Origin of the sequence: uncultured Alteromonas sp. (assembly GCF_963976965.1) — a bacterium.
GTDB classification, from domain to species: domain Bacteria; phylum Pseudomonadota; class Gammaproteobacteria; order Enterobacterales; family Alteromonadaceae; genus Alteromonas; species Alteromonas naphthalenivorans.
In genome coordinates, this window is record NZ_CAXBMP010000039.1 from 1 (window position 1) to 18,972 (window position 18,972).

The 18,972-nt window shown below is 43.7% G+C and carries 18 protein-coding genes and 3 tRNA genes; 7 read left to right on the forward strand and 14 right to left on the reverse strand.

The window, feature by feature from the left end; translation table 11 throughout:
• Positions 1-58: 58 nt before the first annotated feature.
• The 13 genes from AAC006_RS19410 to lolB form a co-directional block, all read right to left on the reverse strand.
• Positions 59-143, reverse strand: a tRNA-Leu gene (locus AAC006_RS19410).
• Positions 144-183: 40 nt separating this feature from the next.
• Positions 184-260, reverse strand: a tRNA-Met gene (locus tag AAC006_RS19415).
• 172 nt (positions 261-432) lie between these two features.
• The gene (locus AAC006_RS19420; RefSeq protein ID WP_260563879.1) at positions 433-1,431 is read right to left on the reverse strand and encodes a peptidylprolyl isomerase; all 999 of its coding nucleotides are present in this window, start codon (positions 1,429-1,431) and stop codon (positions 433-435) included.
• 181 nt (positions 1,432-1,612) lie between these two features.
• The gene (gene ychF / locus AAC006_RS19425; protein ID WP_126873901.1) at positions 1,613-2,704 is read right to left on the reverse strand and encodes a redox-regulated ATPase YchF; all 1,092 of its coding nucleotides are present in this window, start codon (positions 2,702-2,704) and stop codon (positions 1,613-1,615) included.
• Between the two features lie 38 nt (positions 2,705-2,742).
• A complete protein-coding gene (pth, locus tag AAC006_RS19430; RefSeq protein ID WP_126873900.1) occupies positions 2,743-3,324 on the reverse strand; it encodes an aminoacyl-tRNA hydrolase in 582 nt (193 codons plus the stop codon).
• Between the two features lie 5 nt (positions 3,325-3,329).
• Complete coding sequence (locus AAC006_RS19435) at positions 3,330-3,962, reverse strand: 50S ribosomal protein L25/general stress protein Ctc (RefSeq protein ID WP_159531179.1); 633 nt, start codon at positions 3,960-3,962, stop codon at positions 3,330-3,332.
• A gap of 223 nt (positions 3,963-4,185) precedes the next feature.
• Entirely contained in the window at positions 4,186-5,187 is a 1,002-nt protein-coding gene (locus tag AAC006_RS19440; protein ID WP_339892308.1) for an NAD(P)-dependent alcohol dehydrogenase, read from the reverse strand.
• A 101-nt stretch (positions 5,188-5,288) separates the two neighbouring features.
• A complete protein-coding gene (locus AAC006_RS19445) occupies positions 5,289-5,744 on the reverse strand; it encodes a ribose-phosphate pyrophosphokinase (RefSeq protein ID WP_126873898.1) in 456 nt (151 codons plus the stop codon).
• Positions 5,745-5,833: 89 nt separating this feature from the next.
• Positions 5,834-8,233 (reverse strand): EAL domain-containing protein, encoded by a 2,400-nt coding sequence (locus AAC006_RS19450; protein WP_339892310.1) that lies wholly within the window; start codon positions 8,231-8,233, stop codon positions 5,834-5,836.
• A 308-nt stretch (positions 8,234-8,541) separates the two neighbouring features.
• The gene (locus AAC006_RS19455) at positions 8,542-9,480 is read right to left on the reverse strand and encodes a ribose-phosphate pyrophosphokinase (protein WP_208806010.1); all 939 of its coding nucleotides are present in this window, start codon (positions 9,478-9,480) and stop codon (positions 8,542-8,544) included.
• 43 nt (positions 9,481-9,523) lie between these two features.
• Positions 9,524-9,599, reverse strand: a tRNA-Gln gene (locus AAC006_RS19460).
• Between the two features lie 5 nt (positions 9,600-9,604).
• Positions 9,605-10,510 (reverse strand): 4-(cytidine 5'-diphospho)-2-C-methyl-D-erythritol kinase, encoded by a 906-nt coding sequence (ispE, locus tag AAC006_RS19465; protein WP_339892312.1) that lies wholly within the window; start codon positions 10,508-10,510, stop codon positions 9,605-9,607.
• Positions 10,510-11,130 carry a lipoprotein insertase outer membrane protein LolB gene (lolB, locus tag AAC006_RS19470; RefSeq protein ID WP_126873895.1) on the reverse strand — a complete coding sequence of 207 codons (621 nt, stop codon included), beginning with the start codon at positions 11,128-11,130 and terminating at the stop codon, positions 10,510-10,512. The genes ispE and lolB overlap by 1 nt, the downstream gene beginning before the upstream one ends.
• 114 nt (positions 11,131-11,244) lie before the next feature.
• On the opposite strand from lolB, the gene hemA reads away from it, so the two are divergent.
• The 6 genes from hemA to kdsA all read left to right on the forward strand — a co-directional run bounded on the left by hemA (position 11,245) and on the right by kdsA (position 17,492).
• Positions 11,245-12,519 (forward strand): glutamyl-tRNA reductase, encoded by a 1,275-nt coding sequence (hemA, locus tag AAC006_RS19475; protein ID WP_126873894.1) that lies wholly within the window; start codon positions 11,245-11,247, stop codon positions 12,517-12,519.
• Between the two features lie 15 nt (positions 12,520-12,534).
• The gene (gene prfA, locus AAC006_RS19480) at positions 12,535-13,620 is read left to right on the forward strand and encodes a peptide chain release factor 1 (protein WP_013784686.1); all 1,086 of its coding nucleotides are present in this window, start codon (positions 12,535-12,537) and stop codon (positions 13,618-13,620) included.
• 4 nt (positions 13,621-13,624) lie between these two features.
• Positions 13,625-14,491: a peptide chain release factor N(5)-glutamine methyltransferase gene (prmC, locus tag AAC006_RS19485; RefSeq protein WP_126873893.1), complete on the forward strand. Its 867-nt coding sequence runs from the start codon at positions 13,625-13,627 to the stop codon at positions 14,489-14,491.
• Positions 14,492-14,588: 97 nt separating this feature from the next.
• Entirely contained in the window at positions 14,589-16,163 is a 1,575-nt protein-coding gene (locus AAC006_RS19490) for a DUF3369 domain-containing protein (protein ID WP_126873892.1), read from the forward strand.
• A gap of 78 nt (positions 16,164-16,241) precedes the next feature.
• Entirely contained in the window at positions 16,242-16,613 is a 372-nt protein-coding gene (locus AAC006_RS19495) for a SirB2 family protein (RefSeq protein ID WP_126873891.1), read from the forward strand.
• A 24-nt stretch (positions 16,614-16,637) separates the two neighbouring features.
• Complete coding sequence (gene kdsA / locus AAC006_RS19500; protein WP_013784682.1) at positions 16,638-17,492, forward strand: 3-deoxy-8-phosphooctulonate synthase; 855 nt, start codon at positions 16,638-16,640, stop codon at positions 17,490-17,492.
• A gap of 61 nt (positions 17,493-17,553) precedes the next feature.
• Here kdsA and AAC006_RS19505 read toward each other — a convergent pair whose 3' ends face one another.
• Positions 17,554-17,841, reverse strand: a complete 288-nt coding sequence (locus AAC006_RS19505) for a hypothetical protein (protein WP_013784681.1) — start codon at positions 17,839-17,841, stop codon at positions 17,554-17,556.
• A 228-nt stretch (positions 17,842-18,069) separates the two neighbouring features.
• Between AAC006_RS19505 and AAC006_RS19510 the strand changes: the two genes are divergently transcribed.
• Positions 18,070-18,963: a transcriptional regulator GcvA gene (locus AAC006_RS19510; protein WP_126873890.1), complete on the forward strand. Its 894-nt coding sequence runs from the start codon at positions 18,070-18,072 to the stop codon at positions 18,961-18,963.
• Positions 18,964-18,972: the final 9 nt, after the last annotated feature.

Below are 18,972 nucleotides of genomic sequence, written 5' to 3' on the forward strand. Positions count from 1 at the left end.
ACCTACGAATGGCGGGATCAAAACCCGCTGCCTTACCAACTTGGCTATACCCCAACTGTGGTGCGGAAGGAGAGACTTGAACTCTCACGCCGTGAAGCACTGGAACCTAAATCCAGCGTGTCTACCAATTCCACCACTCCCGCACAGTCAGAACCTCAAGAGAAGTTAGATAAAAAGAAAAATTGGTGGCTATGGCGAGATTCGAACTTGCGACCCCATCATTATGAGTGATGTGCTCTAACCAACTGAGCTACATAGCCTCCGGCTTTTTCTTTTCCCTCTCAGGAAGTGGCGCGTATTATGCGGATATGACTGGCGACCGTCAACCCCTTTTTTACTAACTTTTTCTAAGTGGCTAATATCTGTGCATTCAGGTTTAAAATCTAGTCAAAGTGCAGTGAATTTAATCAAATATCGCCAATAAACCCAAACTTAATTCCATGGCGTTGATGAAGTTTTAGTCTGGTAATAGCAAACATCTATAGGTCTAGGACTATAAATTTTGTCGTGAAAGAAAGAATTATCGAGTATTTGCCCGGTTTTCATACGTTTTTGGTATTCGGGATGCGAAGGAAGCTGAATATAATACTGTTTACCCGACGTATCTTTGTTACCTGCGTAACTATTTTTAATTTGGCTCTTATCCGAAGGTATTTCAATAACGCCACTATTTTCTATTGGGCCCCTTGGTAACTGCTGTATCACGTCCATTCCTTCGAGTACTCGGCCAATAACTGACATATTTCTATCTAAATGCCGCGGCGCTTGTCCAATCACAATATAAAACTCGGTGCTGGCAGTGTCCTTTTCACTATTACGGGCAAAAGCGACCGTGCCAGGGCAGTGAAGTGCCCACATTTCATTTCTAGCGCTATCTATTCCTACAGGAAACCCATTTAGGAAGCCTGTAGCTGGGGCAAACATGTCGTTTTCTTCTATAACAATCGCAGAAGATGAGAGGGGGGTAACAAACTCAGCCTTCAAATTACCGGTTTCTGGCGAAGGCTCATGACTTTCGTTACTGCCACCTTGTGCTACAAAACCATCTACCACGCGGTAGAAATACTGCTGCTGATAAAAATCAGTTTTTATTAGCTTACGAAAGCGTTTTACATGACGAGGCGCTAAAACGGGGTTCAACGCTATGACCACATCACCATAGTGTGTTTCAAAAGTAACGATATGTTTATTAGGCACCTTGTACCATTTGTTGGCTATGTCGGTATCAAGCAAGAGCTTTTCTTTTATTTGAGTGTCCTCAGGGCTTTTTTCATGACTCTTTGCGTGCGCGGTAGACAAAACGCTGCTTACACCCAAAAAGGTCACACAGAGCGATACTGCCAGAACTGATATCTGTGGACGTGCTAATATCTGAGGAAGTGCTGTTATATGAGAAAGCGCAGAAAGTGAATGAACGAGTCTTTTAATCATTTTATTGTAAGCCCTGATGTAAATCTTATTATTAACACTGGTATAAGTGTCTCTTTATGTACTTAAAGTACCGAGTCATTGCCTGTTAAATCAACAACTAATTCTACAGGCAATAAAAAACCACCCCTAAGGGTGGTTTTTGTAACGTTAATAGAGGCGCTAGCCTAGGCTACATTTCTTACTACACGTTAAATCTAAAGTGAATCACATCGCCATCTTTAACAATGTACTCTTTACCTTCTAAGCGCCACTTACCGGCGTCTTTTGCGCCTTGTTCACCGTTGAATTCAACAAAGTGATCGTAGCTGACGATTTCGGCACGAATAAAGCCTTTCTCGAAGTCGGTGTGAATCTTACCAGCTGCTTGTGGTGCAGTTGAACCTTCAGGGAAGGTCCAAGCACGCACTTCTTTTACCCCAGCCGTGAAATAGGTTTGAAGGGTAAGCAAGTTATAGCCTGCACGGATAACACGGTTAAGACCTGGCTCTTCAAGCCCCATGTCTTGCATGAATTCTTCACGCTCGTCGTCTTCAAGTTCAGCAATGTCAGACTCGATAGCCGCACATACTGCCACTACCACTGCGTTCTCGCTTTCAGCGATAGCGCGTACTTTGTCTAAGTATGGGTTATTTTCGAAACCATCTTCGTCAACGTTAGCAATATACATGGTTGGCTTAAGGGTAAGCATGTTCATGTAGCTAATTGCTGCATGTTCTTCTTTAGTTAGTTCTAAAGAACGAAGTAATAAACCTTCATCTAAATGAGGCTTAATTTTTTCCAATACTTTAAGTTCATACTTAGCATCAGAATCGCCACCTTTAGCGCGTTTAGCAACACGGTGTAGGGCTTTCTCTGTGGTTTCTAAGTCTGAAAGTGCAAGCTCGGTATTGATGATATCAATATCGTCTTGTGGGTTAACTTTACCCGCAACGTGAACAATGTTTTCGTCGTCGAAACAACGAACCACATGGCCAATCGCGTCGGTTTCGCGGATGTTAGCTAGGAATTTATTTCCTAAACCTTCACCTTTTGAAGCGCCTTCAACCAAACCTGCAATATCAACGAATTCCATTGTGGTTGGAATAACACGCTGAGGGTTTACAATTTCAGCCAGTTTGTCCAAGCGAAGATCCGGTACAGGTACAACACCTGTGTTGGGCTCTATGGTACAAAAAGGGAAGTTTGCCGCTTCAATACCTGCTTTTGTCAGTGCATTAAAGAGTGTTGATTTACCTACGTTTGGTAGTCCAACAATACCGCATTTAAAACCCATGGTAGGGATCCTTGTCTGGAATTAGTACTAGCTCAGGCTCACGCCTTAAAGGAGTGTAGCCGATTTTGCGCTTGCTTTAGGTCGTTTTTAAGGAGTATTTCAGTACAGCGCACAGCTTCGTCAATGACACTTTCTATGGCCATTTTTTCTTCAGCGGGGGGCTTACCTAATACATGTCCGGTAACACGGCTTTTGTGACCCGGATGTCCAATACCAATACGCAAGCGTAAGAAGTCTTTATTGTTACCCAATTTTGCCACAATGTCTCTAACACCATTTTGACTAGAGCTACCGCCGATTTTGTATTTTGCTACACCGGGAGGTAAGTCGAGTTCATCAAAGGCCACTAAAATTTGTTCGGGTTCAATACGGTAGAAATTGGCTAATGCCGCTACAGCCTGACCACTCTTATTCATAAAAGTTGTAGGGTAGAGTAAGCGCACATCTTGCCCAGCAATAGTCACGCGGGCGGTTTTACCGAAAAATTTGGATTCTGGTTTTAGCGGGGTATTGAAGGTGTCGGCAAGTTGGTTGAGAAACCATTCACCGGCATTGTGTCGGGTATTATCATATTCGGGGCCTGGATTTCCCAGGCCCACGATAAGTCGGATATCAGCCAAGCTGATTATTCCTCAGAAGCTGCTTCTTCGTCGCCTTCTTCTGCATCAGCTGCTTTAGGAGCAGGCTTAACAGTGACTACTGCAAGGTCGTGAGTCTCGTCGTCTTTTCCAAGCTCAACAGAGGTGATACCAGCAGGTAGTGTAAGGTCAGACAAGTGAAGAGTAGAGTCCATTTCAACGTTAGCAATATCTACTTCGATGAATTCTGGAAGATCTTTAGGCAGACACGTAATTTCGATTTCGTTTACGTGGTGCTCAGCGATACCGCCAGCTTTGATAGCTGCAGACTTGTCTTCGTTGATGAAGTGAAGAGGTACGTTAGTGTGTAACTCTTGACCTGCGATTACGCGCTGGAAGTCAACGTGAAGAATACGAGGCTTAAAAGCGTGACGTTGCATGTCTTTAACGAGTACTTCAACAGCTTTTCCGTCTACGTTCAAAGTAAGAACGTGAGAGTAGAACGCTTCAAAATCAGCAGCGTTGTTTACTTTGTTATGCTCAAGAGTGATCGACACTGGTGCTTCTTCACCACCGTAGATGATACCAGGAAGCTTGTCTTCACGACGTAGGCGGCGGCTCGCACCTTTCCCTAGGTCTGTACGTACAGTAGCGTCCAGAGTAAAAATTGCTTTAGACATTATATGTCTCCAATAAAAAATTAAGAATGTAAGTTCTTGCGACCAGAACCTACTGTTATAGGGCGTTGCAGCTACAAATTGTAAGCAACAATCGCCGCCTCAAATTTTGAGGGCGGCGAATTCTAACACCGAGGCCTATAACATACAAATTTTACTTGGCGGGTGTGCCCATGTTAGCGAGACTTCATAATATTAGAAGTCTTACTTAGCACTAACCTAAAGCTTATTTAGTTAACACTACGCGATAGTGGGCTTTACCATCACGAAGTCGCTGTACTGCTTCATTAACGTCATCAAACTTGAAGGTTTCGGTTACTGGCGCAATATTATGCAGCGCAGCAAAATCCAGCATGGTTTTGATAGTAGCAGGGCTACCTACAGGTGAACCTGATACCGAACGCTGACCTCCAATAAGGTTAAATGCGCCAATGTCCAGTGGCTCTAACGTTGCACCCACAAAGTGTAAACGGCCTTTAGGCGCTAACGTCGAGAGGTACAAGTTCCAATCAAGCTTCACATTCACGGTAGAAATAATAAGGTCAAACTTACCCGCGGCGGCTTTAAGTTCGTCTTCATCACGGCTATTTAAGGTTTCATGAGCACCTAGCTCTAACGCTTCTTTCTCCTTCGATTCACTCGAAGTAAAAGCAACAACCTTACAACCCCATGCATTTAAGAACTGCAATGCTAAGTGACCTAGGCCGCCAATACCTACCACGCCAACCACTGAGGTGGGTTTAATATCAAATTGTACTAATGGGTTAAATACGGTGATACCACCACAAAAAAGTGGCCCTGCTGTTTTAGGATCTACACCGTCAGGAAGAGGAACTATCGCAGTAGCTTGCGCACGTACTTTATCGGCAAATCCACCGTGGCGGCCGCCAATCGTCATCGTAGCATTAGAACATAAATTTTGATCGCCAGACTCACAGGTGCCACAGCTATTACAATAGCCGGCGTGCCAGCCTAAGCCAACTCGCTGACCTACTTTCAATGACGTAACGTGTTCGCCTACCGCATTTATTGTTCCTACGACTTCATGGCCTGGTACGAATGGGTATTCGCTTATACCCCATTCATTATCCAACATGCTTAAATCACTATGACAAATGCCGCAGCTCTCCACGTCTATCTCAACATCGTGAGAGGCTAATTCGCCAGGATCATATTCAAACTTTTCCAGTTTTCCACCTGGCTCTTTTGCTGCATATGCATTAATCATTTGTTACTCCTAGTATTAACAGTAACATTTGTACGGCGTAGCTAGCCGTAATCGATCACCCTTTCCCTTTTCTTACCAAGCAATACGTAGTCGAGGCATGCTTAGTGAGAAGATGCGTTTCCTATCACTCTGCTAGCGTCGAGTATTTCTACACTATCGACTTTTAACACGGTGCCGTATTGGGTGATAGTCATAAGGTCTGGCATAGGCATACCCGTAACCTTGACGATTAAGCCATTTCTATGAAATTTCTTATCCAGTTTTTGAAGCGTGTAGCGGTCCCCATTTTCAGCAATAAAGGCGTAAAAACCGCCTTCCATTTCTTTGTACACAATAGTGCCTGTTAGGGTGACTTCACTGGCTTCACCAGATGCGCTAAGACGTTTTTGTTCGGCAGTTTTAGGGACAAAGGCTTGCTGAGGCTTTTCATCTGCTTTTTCAGTCATAAGGGGCTCTTCTTTAACATCAACTGTGGTGTCGTCTTCATTAGAGCAGCCAGCAAGGACAAATAATAATGTGACGGCTGACAGCGTAGATAATGTACGAGTGAATTTCATAAATGCCTCTTTTATAGTTTTTTATTAGATACCAACCGTAAACCGAAAGTGGCCACATGGCTATAAAGAAAGACTACTTTAAAGCAGATTTAGTTCTCTTTATTTTGAATATAAGGCCATTGGCTGATGAAATTTTCAGCGTGTTCGGCGGTCATCGGGCGACCATAAAAAAAGCCCTGTGCATTAGTAAAACCTAGCTTTTGTAGCAAACTGGAAACGTCTTGTGTCTCTACACCTTCGGCAGTGGTTTGCAAGTGTAATGCATTAGCCAATTGTAGTATTGCTGACAAGATAGATTCCGCATTTGCACTGTTTACGTTTTGAGCGTGTTCTGACGCGGCAATAACGAAACTTCGGTCTACCTTTAGCTTGTCAAAAGGGAAACGTTGAAGGTAAGACAGTGAAGAGTACCCTGTACCGAAATCGTCCAATGCGATCCGAACGCCTTGCTCTCTTAAGCTATTCAAAAGCACAATCGTGCTGTCGCCATCACACATTAATGATGATTCAGTTAACTCAAGTTCTAATCGAGAGGCTGGTAAACCTGTTGCTTTAAGCGCCTTCATTACGGTAGTGAGTAAATTGGTTCGCTCAATTTGAACGGGAGAAACATTCACAGCAACTTGAAGCGGTGCAGGCCAGTTCATGGCATCACTACAGGCCTGTCTTAATACCCATTCCCCTAACTGAACTATCATGCGATTTTCTTCAATCAGGTGAATAAAGTCGGTAGGCGATACGACGCCTCGCTCGGGGTGGTGCCAACGAACCAATGCTTCAAAACCGATTAGCGTATTATCGCTAAACCGAATTTGAGGCTGGTAGAGCACAACAAAGTCGTGGTCTGCAAAGCTTTGACGAAAATCACTTAACAGCGCTAATCTCAACATGGCATACTCATCGAGTTTAGGATCGTAGAAGCAAAGTTTGTTTTTACCGCTCGTCTTGGCTGCATATAGCGCCATGTCGCTGGCACGTTGAAGAGACACTGGGGACACACCATCCATTGGCGCGTTTGCTACCCCAATGCTGGCGCCTAAATCAAACGAGTGCTCTTGATGTAGCCATGGTTCAGCCAATAAGTCGTGGATTTTCTGCCCGAAACGTGTCGCTTCTAGCGGCGTAAGGCTATTTTTAAAAACCCAAGCAAATTCATCGCCACCCAGCCTTGAGAGCAAGACATCCTTTGGCGTGATTTCTTGAAAACGACATGAAATTTCTTTTAATAACGCATCACCAGCTAAGTGGCCTAACGTATCGTTAATTACTTTAAAATTATCAAGATCTAACGTAATTAAGGTTATATCCTTAATTATTTCAGGGGTCTTCGTTTCATCTTCAGCGTCATCGGCAAAGCATTCATGTAATGTTTTGGCGAATAAATGACGGTTAGCCAACCCAGTCAAAGAGTCGATGTTGGCTAAAAACGTCATCTCTTTTTCGCGAAGTAGCGCATCGGTCACATCAGTGCTTACACCGCGCCAGCCTGATAAGTTACCAGTACTATTAATAAGAGGTTGGGCAGTCAGCGACCACCATTTAGTATCGCCATTGACTTCAATAGGAATATTATTTTGTGTAAAGGGCTCATTCTGTTGAAAGTTGGTCGCTAATTCTTGCATCACATGCTGGTTTGCCGCAGATGCACTGCCTGAAAGTAAATTTAAAAAATGGCTACCAGAGAGTTGTTGTACAGGCTTCCCTAAAACATGTTGCATACGCAACGAGACATGCTTCAAACATCCGTGACTATCAATTTCCCATAACCAATCACTGGCGTTTTCTTCAAAATCTTTCAACAACAAGCCTACCACTTGGCGTTGATGTTCAATGGCGGTTTCTGCCATTAACCCGCGAATAAAACGTTTCGATGTAACCAGCACCACACAGCTTAGATATATCCAATAAATCAACAGCAATACAGATATAAATAAATACTCGCCAAAGTAGCTTATGTGGATACCCACTGATACCCCCAAGGTTAAAAACAAAACCCAAAATAGTGCCGCTGCGGGTAACGACGCAAACTGCCAAGCACCAGTTGCAATAAATGCTGCAATAATAGCGACCAAGATAATCTTACCTTGGGTATCCAAAACACCAAGTAAAACGGTGGTCATTTGCGCATATAAAACAGCCGCCGATCCCAACATGAGTGCCAAGATAAATTGAACCCGCTTAGAGCCGGTATTTTCAATTTTTCGTTTAACCAATAAGTACCACGCAATCACATCACCAGCTGCGATAATAAGTAATGACAACGACCATGCAATCAGGAAATCGTTATTAATCAGGCCATTGGCAAAAACGGAGCACAAGATAACAATGAGAACAGTTGCACTGCTAGCAAGAGGAAGTTGTCTAGATAAAGAGTCAATTTGCCGGGCGCGATAGTAGTTAGCCAGCTCAGGCGTAGCATCGGGGTCAGTCCAAAATCGACTTAACCAAAACCAAAGTGCCGCTAATGAGCGTGTCTTTCTTGCATCCACTAACCGCTCCTTTTTTATTCTTTGTATATTGATGTCGCTGATAAGAAAACTTACGCGCAATAACTTGCACTAAACCGTTAAATGGTTGTTCAGTTATCGACCGATAGTTTAAGAGCTTTAAGGATAGTAAAAGCGTGGCTATATTTTGAAAATTTTTAACCGTTTTAGATGTAGGAAGTAAAGAGTAAACATGTGGGTAATAAAAAAGGGCCTGTAGGCCCTTTTTCGAGAAGTGAAGTTCGAATGGTTATCGCTTTATATGCTCACAGCGACTATTCGAGTTGAGTACTCACGTCTAGTGCTAGAAACTAGTACTCAAACATCGCTGAAATAGACTCTTCGTTGCTAATACGACGAATCGTTTCAGCGAGCATTTCAGACAATGTAAGTTGTTTTACTTTTCCAATCTTCTGCATATCTGCACTAAGCGGAATAGAATCGGTAATGATAATTTCATCGATAACAGATTCTTTTAGGTTCTGTGCTGCGTTACCAGAGAAAATTGCATGGGTGGCGTAAGCATAAACATTACGTGCACCATGGCTTTTCAATGCTTCAGCCGCTTTAGCCAACGTACCACCAGTATCAATCATGTCATCCACAATAATACAGTCACGGTCGTTAACATCACCGATGATGTTCATTACCTGAGCAACGTTCGCTTTAGGGCGGCGTTTGTCGATAATGGCAAGATCAGCATCGTTAAGTAGCTTAGCGGTAGCACGAGCTCGAACAACACCACCAATATCTGGCGATACAACAACCGGATCGGCGAAATCACGTTGAACCATATCGGCCAACAGAATAGGCGTTCCGAATGCATTATCTACAGGTACATCGAAGAAACCTTGAATCTGCTCGGCGTGCAAGTCGATAGTAAGTACTCTATCTACACCAACGTTAGAAAGAAAGTCTGCGACAACCTTTGCAGTAATTGGCACCCGGGCTGAACGAACGCGACGGTCTTGACGCGCATAACCAAAGTATGGAATTACCGCAGTAATACGACCTGCTGATGCGCGGCGCAAAGCGTCGATCATCACGATCAATTCCATTAGGTTGTCATTTGTGGGTGCACAGGTTGATTGGATAATAAAAACGTCCGAACCACGGACGTTTTCATGAATTTCTACGCTAATTTCACCATCACTGAAACGGCCTACTTTGGCGTTTCCGAGTTTGGTATAAAGGCGATCGGCGACTTTCTGGGCAAGTTCTGGTACGGCATTACCTGCAAAGAGCTTCATATCTGGCACAAGTGGGTTCCTCAGTGCGTTGATAAAAGAGGTTTGGCTGGGGTAGCAGGACTCGAACCTACGAATGGCGGGATCAAAACCCGCTGCCTTACCAACTTGGCTATACCCCAATTTTTTATTTCTTGTCCGATGTGGCGTACACGTGCTCTGATTTTTTTAATTTTTGTAATAGCGGTGAGCGATTCACACCTTTTGCAACAAAACTTTGCCAAGCAGAAGGCAATTTAGCCTGAACTTGTTTAGCAGAAACGTCGTCAGAAAAGGTGGCAAATACGCAGGCACCTGTGCCCGTCATTCGCGACGGTGCGTAGTGTACCAACCACTGTAATAAATTTGCAACTTCGGGATAGCGATTAACGACTAATTGCTGACAATCATTGCGAGTTTTTTCAAATTGGTAGTCTTCCCACTGCATAATTGGTGTATTTCTGGTCAATTGTTCAGCTGTAAATACCTCGGCAGTACTAATATGCACATTGGGGTTCGCCACCAAATACCATTTTTCTTCTTGCGGGGCAGGGGTGATTTCTTCACCTACCCCTGATGCGAAAGCGGTAAGTCCGCGTACAAAAATGGGTACATCTGCACCTAATTTAAGCCCAAGCTCAGCAAGTTCATCTTCTGATAGTTTAATATCCCATAACTGATTTAGTGCGACTAGGGTGGTGGCTGCATTTGATGAACCGCCGCCAATACCGCCGCCCATGGGCAAGCATTTTTCTAAACTGATGCTTACACCTTTATTAATGTGAGCATGTTCAGCTAACAGTTTGGCGGCACGAACAATAAGGTTATCTTCATCTTTTACCCCTTTTAGCGGGGTCGCCATAGAAATAACACCCGAATCATTAATATCAAAAGCAAGCTTGTCGCCGTAATCAAGCATTTGAAATAAGCTTTGCAATTGGTGATAGCCATTTGGGTATCGACCATTAATATGTAGAAAAAGATTAAGTTTGGCAGGAGAAGGCCACCAATCTAGGCTTATCTCTTGTGAATTCGTTACTTCTGAAGTTGTCATTAAAGCAGCGTCCATTCATATATTTTTATTTTTAATTGGGTTGATGGCGGGTTGGGTTGAACCAAATTAATAGCGTGGGGCAGCCACACATTATTGCCTTCGGGGGTAGTCACATTGCCATAGTTAGCATAACTGACTTGCCACCCCTTACATGCACTACAGTTGCTTTCAAGAGTATTGAGTAGTCCCTTGTCGGTAAGGGTAAACGTGTCATCAGCAAGAGGAAGCCCTTTAATCCACGAAAGCAAGGGTTCGACGGGGATATCCATGCCCGTAGTATGATAAATTAACGGTTCGGGATCGGCGTCTTCATATACCTCGTTACCCGCTTCTAAAATGGCTTTATCGCCGTTCACGTTCAAATCAACCATGGTTACACCAAGTAAATTGGTTAATCGGAAATGAAAATCGGCATCATCGGTTTTCCACAAAAGGTTAGCGCTAGCCCCTTCTTTTTCTTGTCTAAAGGCTATTTTTCCGCGCAATTGCCAAGCATCTACTTGTGCCACCTTTTTAAGCTGGGTGCTAAGGTTTACGGCGTCTTCAGGACCATCAGGTAGTGTGGTACAGGCGCTGATAAATAGGGTAACCAGTACAAGTATAAAAATGAAGCGAATCATTGGGTGTCGTCTTAGGTAAAGTGCATACTTTATGTGAACACAGTTCTACCAACACTTTCAATCATTTTGGGTTTTTCGTACAATGCGCGTCCGACGTTGCCAGCACAGATTTGAATGACTCTACTCGCCCTTGGTATTAATCACAAAACCGCCCCTGTCGCATTGCGTGAAAAAGTGGCTTTTACACCAGATTCTCTGGTGGAAGCACTTGCGTCATTAAGAAAGGTGGATGGCGTAGATGAGTCGGTGATTGTATCAACGTGCAATCGCACAGAGCTTTACGTGAACACCCAGCATGAAAGTGCTACTGCATTATTAGCGTGGTTATCAAACTTCCACCATGTTGAAGTTGATGAAATTGCCAACAACAGTTATGTGCTTGCCGCAGATGATGCGGTTAAACATATTATGCGAGTGGCAAGTGGATTAGATTCGCTCATTCTTGGTGAACCGCAGATATTAGGGCAGGTAAAGCAAGCCTTTGGCGATGCCAAACACTCAGGTATGATTAATACCGAGTTTGATAAACTATTTCAGCATACCTTTTCTGTGGCTAAGCGGGTACGCAGCGAAACTGAAATTGGCGCAAATGCCGTCAGCGTAGCTTATGCTGCAGTGCAATTAGCGAAGCATATATTTGCTGAGCTACCCAAGCGCTCGGTGCTACTGGTGGGTGCGGGTGAAACCATTGAGTTAGTGGCACAGCACTTAAAAGAGCAAGGTGTTACCTGCTTAGCTGTTGCCAACCGAACTATTTCTCGTGCAGAAGCCTTGGCTGAAACATTGGATGCCAGTGTGTATACCCTTTCACAGGTACCGGAACATCTAAAAGATTTCGATATAGTGATCAGCTCTACCGCCAGTCAGCTACCTTTAATAGGCAAGGGCATGGTAGAAAAGGCGTTGAAACAACGTAGAAATATGCCCATGTTTTTAGTGGATTTAGCGGTACCTCGTGACATTGAAGCTCAAGTGAACGAATTGGGTGATGCTTATTTATACACCGTAGATGATTTGCAGCACATCGTTCAAAAGAATTTACAAAATCGTGAGCAAGCAGCACTTGAAGCTGAAAAGCTAATTGAAAAGCAAGCTGGCGATTACATGAGCTGGAAGCAGTCTCAACAATCTATCGATTTAGTTAGGCAGTATCGTCAAAAGGGCATGGAACAGCGCGACGACGTGGTAGAAAAAGCATTGGCGCAGTTAACCGAAGGCAAAGACGCCGAAACGGTACTTAGTGAAATGGCCTACAAGCTAACCAATACATTGCTGCACCCCACAACCCTGGCACTTAGAGAAGCTGCCATGCATGATGACCCGGCGTTGAGTCGGTGGTTGGGGCAAGCATTATCGTTATCCGACACTACGTCAGATATCAAAAAATAAGGTAAACATAAAAATATGAAAGACTCGGTTGTCAGAAAACTCGAAAACTTGGTGGAACGCTTTGAAGAAGTGCAGGCTTTATTAGGCGATCCGCAAGTAATCGGCAATCAAGATAAGTTTCGTAATTTGTCAAAAGAGTTTAGCCAGCTAGAAAGCGTAGTTGGGGGCTTTAATGCTTATCAACAAGCGCAAGAAAATCTTGATTCAGCGAATGAGATGTTGAAAGAAGATGACGCAGAAATGCGTGAAATGGCGCAAGAAGAATTAAAAATTGCGAAAGCCGATATTGAACGCCTAGAAACTGAGCTTCAGGTTTTATTGTTACCTAAAGATCCTAACGATGACAGCAACTGCTTCTTAGAAGTACGTGCTGGTGCTGGTGGTGACGAAGCCGCAATATTTGCAGGCGATTTATTCCGTATGTACAGCCGTTATGCTGAAACCAAAGGTTGGCGCGTAGAATTAATTAACGCCAATGAGGGTGAGCATGGCGGTTATAAAGAAGTAGTCGCGAATATTAGTGGTGACGGCGTTTACGGTATTTTGAAATTCGAATCTGGCGGTCACCGTGTGCAGCGTGTACCCGATACAGAATCACAAGGTCGTATTCATACGTCTGCCTGTACCGTGGCTGTATTACCTGAAATTCCAGAATCAGAAGCTATTGATATTAACCCAGCGGATCTTCGCATCGATACTTTTAGAGCATCGGGTGCAGGTGGTCAGCACGTTAACAAAACCGACTCTGCTATTCGGATTACTCACTTGCCGTCAGGGTTAGTGGTTGAGTGTCAGGACGAGCGTTCGCAACATAAAAACCGTGCGAAAGCCATGTCGGTTTTGCAAGCGCGTTTGAATAACATTGAAGAAGAAAAGCGTGCGGCAGAAGAAGCCTCTACGCGTAAGAGTCTAGTCGGAAGTGGTGATCGTTCAGAGCGCATCCGTACCTATAACTTCCCGCAAGGCCGCGTAACTGATCACCGCATCAACTTAACGATATACCGTTTAGATGAAGTAATAGAAGGTGACTTGAAGCAGCTTCTCGACCCTATTATGCAAGAACATCAAGCTGACCTGTTAGCCTCGTTGTCAGACGACTAATACCATGCGTATAGACGCCGCATTAGCGTGGGCGGTAGCCGAGTTACATGAAGGCGAATCGCCAGCTGTTGATGCAAAAGTATTGTTAAGCCATGTATTAGATAAACCTCAGGTTTATCTTTTTACATGGCCAGACAAAACCTTAAGCGTCGACGCTATTTCTCAATACAAAACTCTGGTGGCCAAACGCGCCCAAGGTATTCCTGTGGCGTACCTAACGGGTAGCCGTGACTTTTGGACCTTACGTTTAGCAACCTCGCCCCATACCCTTATTCCTCGCCCCGATACCGAAGTATTAGTAGAGCAAACTCTTTCTTGTATAGCGTCAGCAGAATTTGCCCTTGAGGTAGAAGATAATAAGCTAGCCATTTGTGATTTAGGTACAGGTACAGGGGCAATTGCCCTCGCGCTGGCCTCTGAATTGCCCACTGCCATTGTCACAGGTATAGATTTACTACATGAGGCTGTTCAACTCGCCACTAGCAATGCGGCGCTTAATAGCATTACTAATGCGCAATTTAAGCAAAGTAGTTGGTTTGACAATTTAGCGAATGAAAAATTTCACGTTATCGTTTCCAACCCGCCCTATATAGAAATATCCAGCCCTTTTCTTCAGCAAGGTGATGTGCGCTTTGAGCCTGCATCAGCGCTTACATCAGGCGCCGATGGGCTTGATGATATAAAACACATTATCGCACTTGCACCCGCCCATTTATTAGAAGGTGGCTTACTGGCTTTTGAGCATGGTTTTGACCAAGCAAAAGCGGTTGGCGACCTGTTACACGCCCAAGGCTTTGTGAACGTGAGCACCGCACAAGACTATGGTGGGAATGACCGAGTCACTTACGGTTACCTATCTACAACACGTTAAGAATTTGTCACGTCTATTTGTTACTTCTATATGGGACTTGCTAAAAATACGTATTGCATTAGTATTTTAAAAGCATTTGAGGAACAGGAAGTTATAGATGAGTGACGATTTACTTTTCATCGAAGACGATGAAGATGATGTAGTAGAAGAGTTAGGTACGTGGAAAATTCTCATTGTTGATGATGAGCCAGAAGTTCATGCCATCACAAAATTGGCACTCAACGACTTTTTCTTAAATGGTAAAACCCTAGAATTTATCAGTGCTTACAGCGGCGATGAAGCAAAACGTTGTTTCAGAGAGCATGATGACATTGCAGTGGTACTACTTGATGTGGTTATGGAAAGTGACGATGCGGGCTTGCTAGTTGCAGAGTATGTTCGTAACGAACTCGATAATCACTTTACCCGTATTATTCTGCGTACCGGTCAGCCAGGCCAAGCGCCTGAAAAAGATGTCATTATTAATTACGACATCAATGACTATAAATCTAAAACTGAACTAACCGCACAAAAGCTATTCACTGTAATTATTGCGGCGCTGCGCTCTTATCGCGATATCATTGTGATTGAAGAGAGCCGTGCAGGCTTAGAAAAAATCATAGATGCGTCTGTAGATTTGTTTTCTTCCAACTCGCTAGAAAAATTCATGCAAGGCATTATTCAGCAACTGGCGTCTATTTTAGGCTGTTCGAAAGATGCAGCCTACATTACCACGGCGGTAGCGGCCACACCCGATGCATCACCTAATCCTACTAATACACTCGATCTCAATGAGCTATACGTTTTCGCCGGCAACGGTGAATATTCAGATAAAGAAGGCGTGCTATTAAAAGATGCCGTGTCACCTGAAGAATATGAACTGTGCAAGCGCGCAATGCGCGAACGCGAAATCGTGTACGCAGAAGACCACGTAGTGGCTTATTGCAATAGTAAAACGCAAAACGGTGCTTTGTTGTATTTATCCGGCTTACCTCGTCGTATTGGCGAAAATGACAAGCACTTGGTGAGACGGTTTTCGAACAGTGTTCAACTCGCGTTTGATAATGTGCTTAAAACCATTGACGTAGAAAGTACGCAAAGAGAAATTATTGAGCGCTTAGGCAAAGCGATGGAGCATGACGGGCAAGGCAGCAACCATATTGTGCGAATGAGTGCGATGGCAGAGGTTATGGGTTGTGGCATAGGCATGAATGAAAATGACGTGCGGTTACTCAAGCATGCTATACCTCTTCATGACGTAGGCAACTCTCGTGTACCTGTCACTATTTTACGTAAAACTGAGCCTTTGACAGAAGATGATGTTTTTGCCATTCGTCAGCATGCCGAATTTGGTTATCAGATTTTAAAAGACTCTTCTAGGCCCACTATTCAGCTAGCCGCAACGTTAGCACGACAACACCACGAGCGATGGGATGGCAAAGGCTATCCTGAAGGGCTTCAAGGTCAAGCTATCTTACTGCAAAGTCGCATAGCAACTTTGTTAGATGTGTTTGATGCACTAATCAATACTCGCCCTTATAAAACCGCATGGCCATTAGATAAGGTTGAAAAGGTTATCAATGAAGAAAAAGGGCGACACTTCGACCCGCTATTAGTTGATTACTTGTTGAACCACATTGAAAAATTCATGGCCATTCAACATCAGCACCCTGATATTCCTGAGTATGTTTAACTTAGTCGAATGCCCGTAAATAACGTACAATAACGAATAATTACATAATCAAAACTTAAGAACGATAGGAATTATTGTATGTATATGATGGCGAAACATCTGCACTTAACAGCAGTAGGATTAAGTATTTTACTGTTTGTTTTTCGCTTTATCTGGTCACAATTCGACGCCACAATTTTAGCGAAAAAGTGGGTTAAAATTGTGCCTCATATTATTGATACCATTTTATTAGCCAGTGCTATTTGGCTTTGCGTTATTTTGTCTCAATATCCCATTGTAAATGCATGGCTCACATTTAAGTTAGCTGGCGTTATCGCTTATATCGTACTTGGGTTATTTGCGCTTAAAAAAGCAAAAACCACCGTGGGCCGCTGGGCGTTTTTCATTGCCGCGCTCGTGGTACTGATGACAACTGCGTTGGTGGCAGTTACCAAACAACCCTTATTCTAGAAATTAACGGATAACGAATTAATTATGTCTGAATCTCAACAGATCATTCGTGTTGGCGATGTAGAAGTTGCTAATCACTTACCTTTCGTGCTTTTTGGCGGAATGAATGTATTAGAGTCTCGCGATCTTGCCATGCGCATTGCTGAGCATTATGTTGAAGTTACCCAAAAATTGGGTATTCCTTATGTTTTTAAAGCTTCATTTGATAAAGCAAACCGCTCATCGGTAACGTCTTATCGTGGTCCAGGTATGGAAGAGGGCTTGCGTATATTCGAAGAAATTAAATCTACTTTCAATGTGCCATTAATTACCGATGTTCATGAGCCTCACCAAGCCGCACCTGTTGCTGAAGTGGTAGATGTTATTCAACTTCCCGCGTTTTTAGCCCGTCAAACTGATTTGGTGGTTGCTATGGCTAAAACCGGTAGCGTAATTAATGTGAAGAAGCCGCAATTTCTAGCGCCTCATGAAATGCGTCATATCATTACTAAATTAGGTGAAGCGGGTAACGATAAAGTCATTTTATGTGAACGTGGCAGTAGCTTTGGCTATAACAACCTTGTGGTTGATATGCTGGGCATGGATGCAATGAAATCCTACGCACCGGTAATCTTTGATGCTACCCATGCACTGCAAATGCCAGGAGGCAGAGCAACATCAGCCGATGGTCGTCGTGCTCAAGCGGCACAATTAGCGCGAAGCGGAATGGCGTTGGGCCTTGCTGGGTTGTTTATTGAAGCACATCCTAATCCGGATGAAGCAAAATGTGATGGTCCATGTGCGTTGCCATTGGCAAAACTTGAGCCGTATTTAGCGCAAATGAAAGCGTTAGATGAATTGGTGAAAGGATTTGAGCCGTTAGATACCAGTAATACCTAGGCAAGTCTGATGGCGAATGCCGGTGCGTCGCACCGGCATGCGTATCAGGTGTGGGCGTGTATTATTCGCTTTCAGCAACTAATACAGTAGATTCTTTATTTTTTTCTTTCGCCATGGCAAGTAAGTTTTTATGTAACGCAATTTGCGTTTCTTCTGCCAGCAATGCAGCTGACTGCTTTTTAACAACAATGTGAGCGTCGTTTTCAGGCAGTACGTCTGCCATGTTTACGCTGGTCATCGCCGTAGCGATTAACGATTGAAGATTGATCTTTTCAGGTTGTACGTTAGCATTCGCAGCAGCGCTTGCAAAAGCCATTACAGATACACTAGCTAGTAGTAGTTTTTTCATTTTCACACCTAATAAAAATAATTTAAAAATATGTTTCCACTTGTTAAATTGCTTAACAAGTAGGCTTTGTAAAGAGTTGATATTTGAGGCCCTTTCCAAAGTTCGCGCAAATAATAACCAAAACTCGTGCAAAAATAAAACGAGTAAAAGTATGGGTTGTCATTAGTAAAACTAATGCGATTACTGCTACTATAGTATGAGTAGGTCACACAGGATTTATTTCTTAACATGCATCGACGTCTTCCCCCTCTCAATGCGTTAAAAGCCTTTGAAGCGGCTGCCCGGCATTTGAGTTTCACTAAAGCGGCTGATGAGCTTTTTGTTACGCAAGCCGCGGTCAGTCATCAAATTAAAGCGCTTGAAGAATTCTTATCGATGAAGTTATTCATTCGTCGTAACAGAACCTTGTTATTAACCGAAGAAGGCCAGGCTTACTTCCTTGAATTGAAAGATATCTTTAAAAACCTGCAAGAAGCGACGGAAAGACTGTTAGCGCGAGGCAGTAAGGGAGCCATAACCGTTGCCATGCCGCCGAGCTTTGCCAGCCAGTGGTTAGTGCCACGAATTAGTCAATTTAGTGTGGCGCAACCGGACATAGACGTAAGAATAAAAGCGGTAGACTTCGATGAAGGCTTTTTAGATGATGACGTAGATGTTGCTATTTACTATGGCAAAGGCCGCTGGAGTGGGTTGCAAGCAGACAAACTTCACCGTGAATTCCTAACACCATTATGTTCCCCTATGCTTTTCAATGGCCCTAAGCCGTTATCGAGTTTGGCAGATTTACGTCATCACGTGCTACTTCACGACTTAAGCCGCGCGGCGTGGAAAAACTGGCTTAAGCATGTGGGTGTATCAGGGGTAAATGTTAACCATGGACCAGTATTCAGCCACTCTATGCTGGTACTGCAAGCTGCCGCGTTAGGGCAGGGGATTGCGTTAGGTAATACGGTACTTGCCCGTCCAGAATTAGATGCAGGGCGATTGATTATGCCTTTTGAAGAGAAAGTAGAAAGTCGTGATGCTTTTTATTTGGTGTGCGAAGAATCCCAAGCTGAGCTTGGCAAAATTGCCGCTTTCAGAGAGTGGATCTTAGGCTTGGTTGAAGAAGAGCAAGAGTGATAAGTTTTA

What these genes read in the sequence shown, in the direction of transcription:
- AAC006_RS19420 (WP_260563879.1), bottom strand. Translation starts at nt 1,431, where the DNA reads ATGATTAAAAGACTCGTTCATTCACTTTCTGCGCTTTCTCATATAACA.
- ychF (WP_126873901.1), bottom strand. Translation starts at nt 2,704, where the DNA reads ATGGGTTTTAAATGCGGTATTGTTGGACTACCAAACGTAGGTAAATCA.
- AAC006_RS19435 (WP_159531179.1), bottom strand. Translation starts at nt 3,962, where the DNA reads ATGTCTAAAGCAATTTTTACTCTGGACGCTACTGTACGTACAGACCTA.
- AAC006_RS19440 (WP_339892308.1), bottom strand. Translation starts at nt 5,187, where the DNA reads ATGATTAATGCATATGCAGCAAAAGAGCCAGGTGGAAAACTGGAAAAG.
- AAC006_RS19445 (WP_126873898.1), bottom strand. Translation starts at nt 5,744, where the DNA reads ATGAAATTCACTCGTACATTATCTACGCTGTCAGCCGTCACATTATTA.
- AAC006_RS19455 (WP_208806010.1), bottom strand. Translation starts at nt 9,480, where the DNA reads ATGAAGCTCTTTGCAGGTAATGCCGTACCAGAACTTGCCCAGAAAGTC.
- ispE (WP_339892312.1), bottom strand. Translation starts at nt 10,510, where the DNA reads ATGACAACTTCAGAAGTAACGAATTCACAAGAGATAAGCCTAGATTGG.
- lolB (WP_126873895.1), bottom strand. Translation starts at nt 11,130, where the DNA reads ATGATTCGCTTCATTTTTATACTTGTACTGGTTACCCTATTTATCAGC.
- hemA (WP_126873894.1), top strand. Translation starts at nt 11,245, where the DNA reads ATGACTCTACTCGCCCTTGGTATTAATCACAAAACCGCCCCTGTCGCA.
- prfA (WP_013784686.1), top strand. Translation starts at nt 12,535, where the DNA reads ATGAAAGACTCGGTTGTCAGAAAACTCGAAAACTTGGTGGAACGCTTT.
- prmC (WP_126873893.1), top strand. Translation starts at nt 13,625, where the DNA reads ATGCGTATAGACGCCGCATTAGCGTGGGCGGTAGCCGAGTTACATGAA.
- AAC006_RS19490 (WP_126873892.1), top strand. Translation starts at nt 14,589, where the DNA reads ATGAGTGACGATTTACTTTTCATCGAAGACGATGAAGATGATGTAGTA.
- AAC006_RS19495 (WP_126873891.1), top strand. Translation starts at nt 16,242, where the DNA reads ATGTATATGATGGCGAAACATCTGCACTTAACAGCAGTAGGATTAAGT.
- kdsA (WP_013784682.1), top strand. Translation starts at nt 16,638, where the DNA reads ATGTCTGAATCTCAACAGATCATTCGTGTTGGCGATGTAGAAGTTGCT.
- AAC006_RS19505 (WP_013784681.1), bottom strand. Translation starts at nt 17,841, where the DNA reads ATGAAAAAACTACTACTAGCTAGTGTATCTGTAATGGCTTTTGCAAGC.
- AAC006_RS19510 (WP_126873890.1), top strand. Translation starts at nt 18,070, where the DNA reads ATGCATCGACGTCTTCCCCCTCTCAATGCGTTAAAAGCCTTTGAAGCG.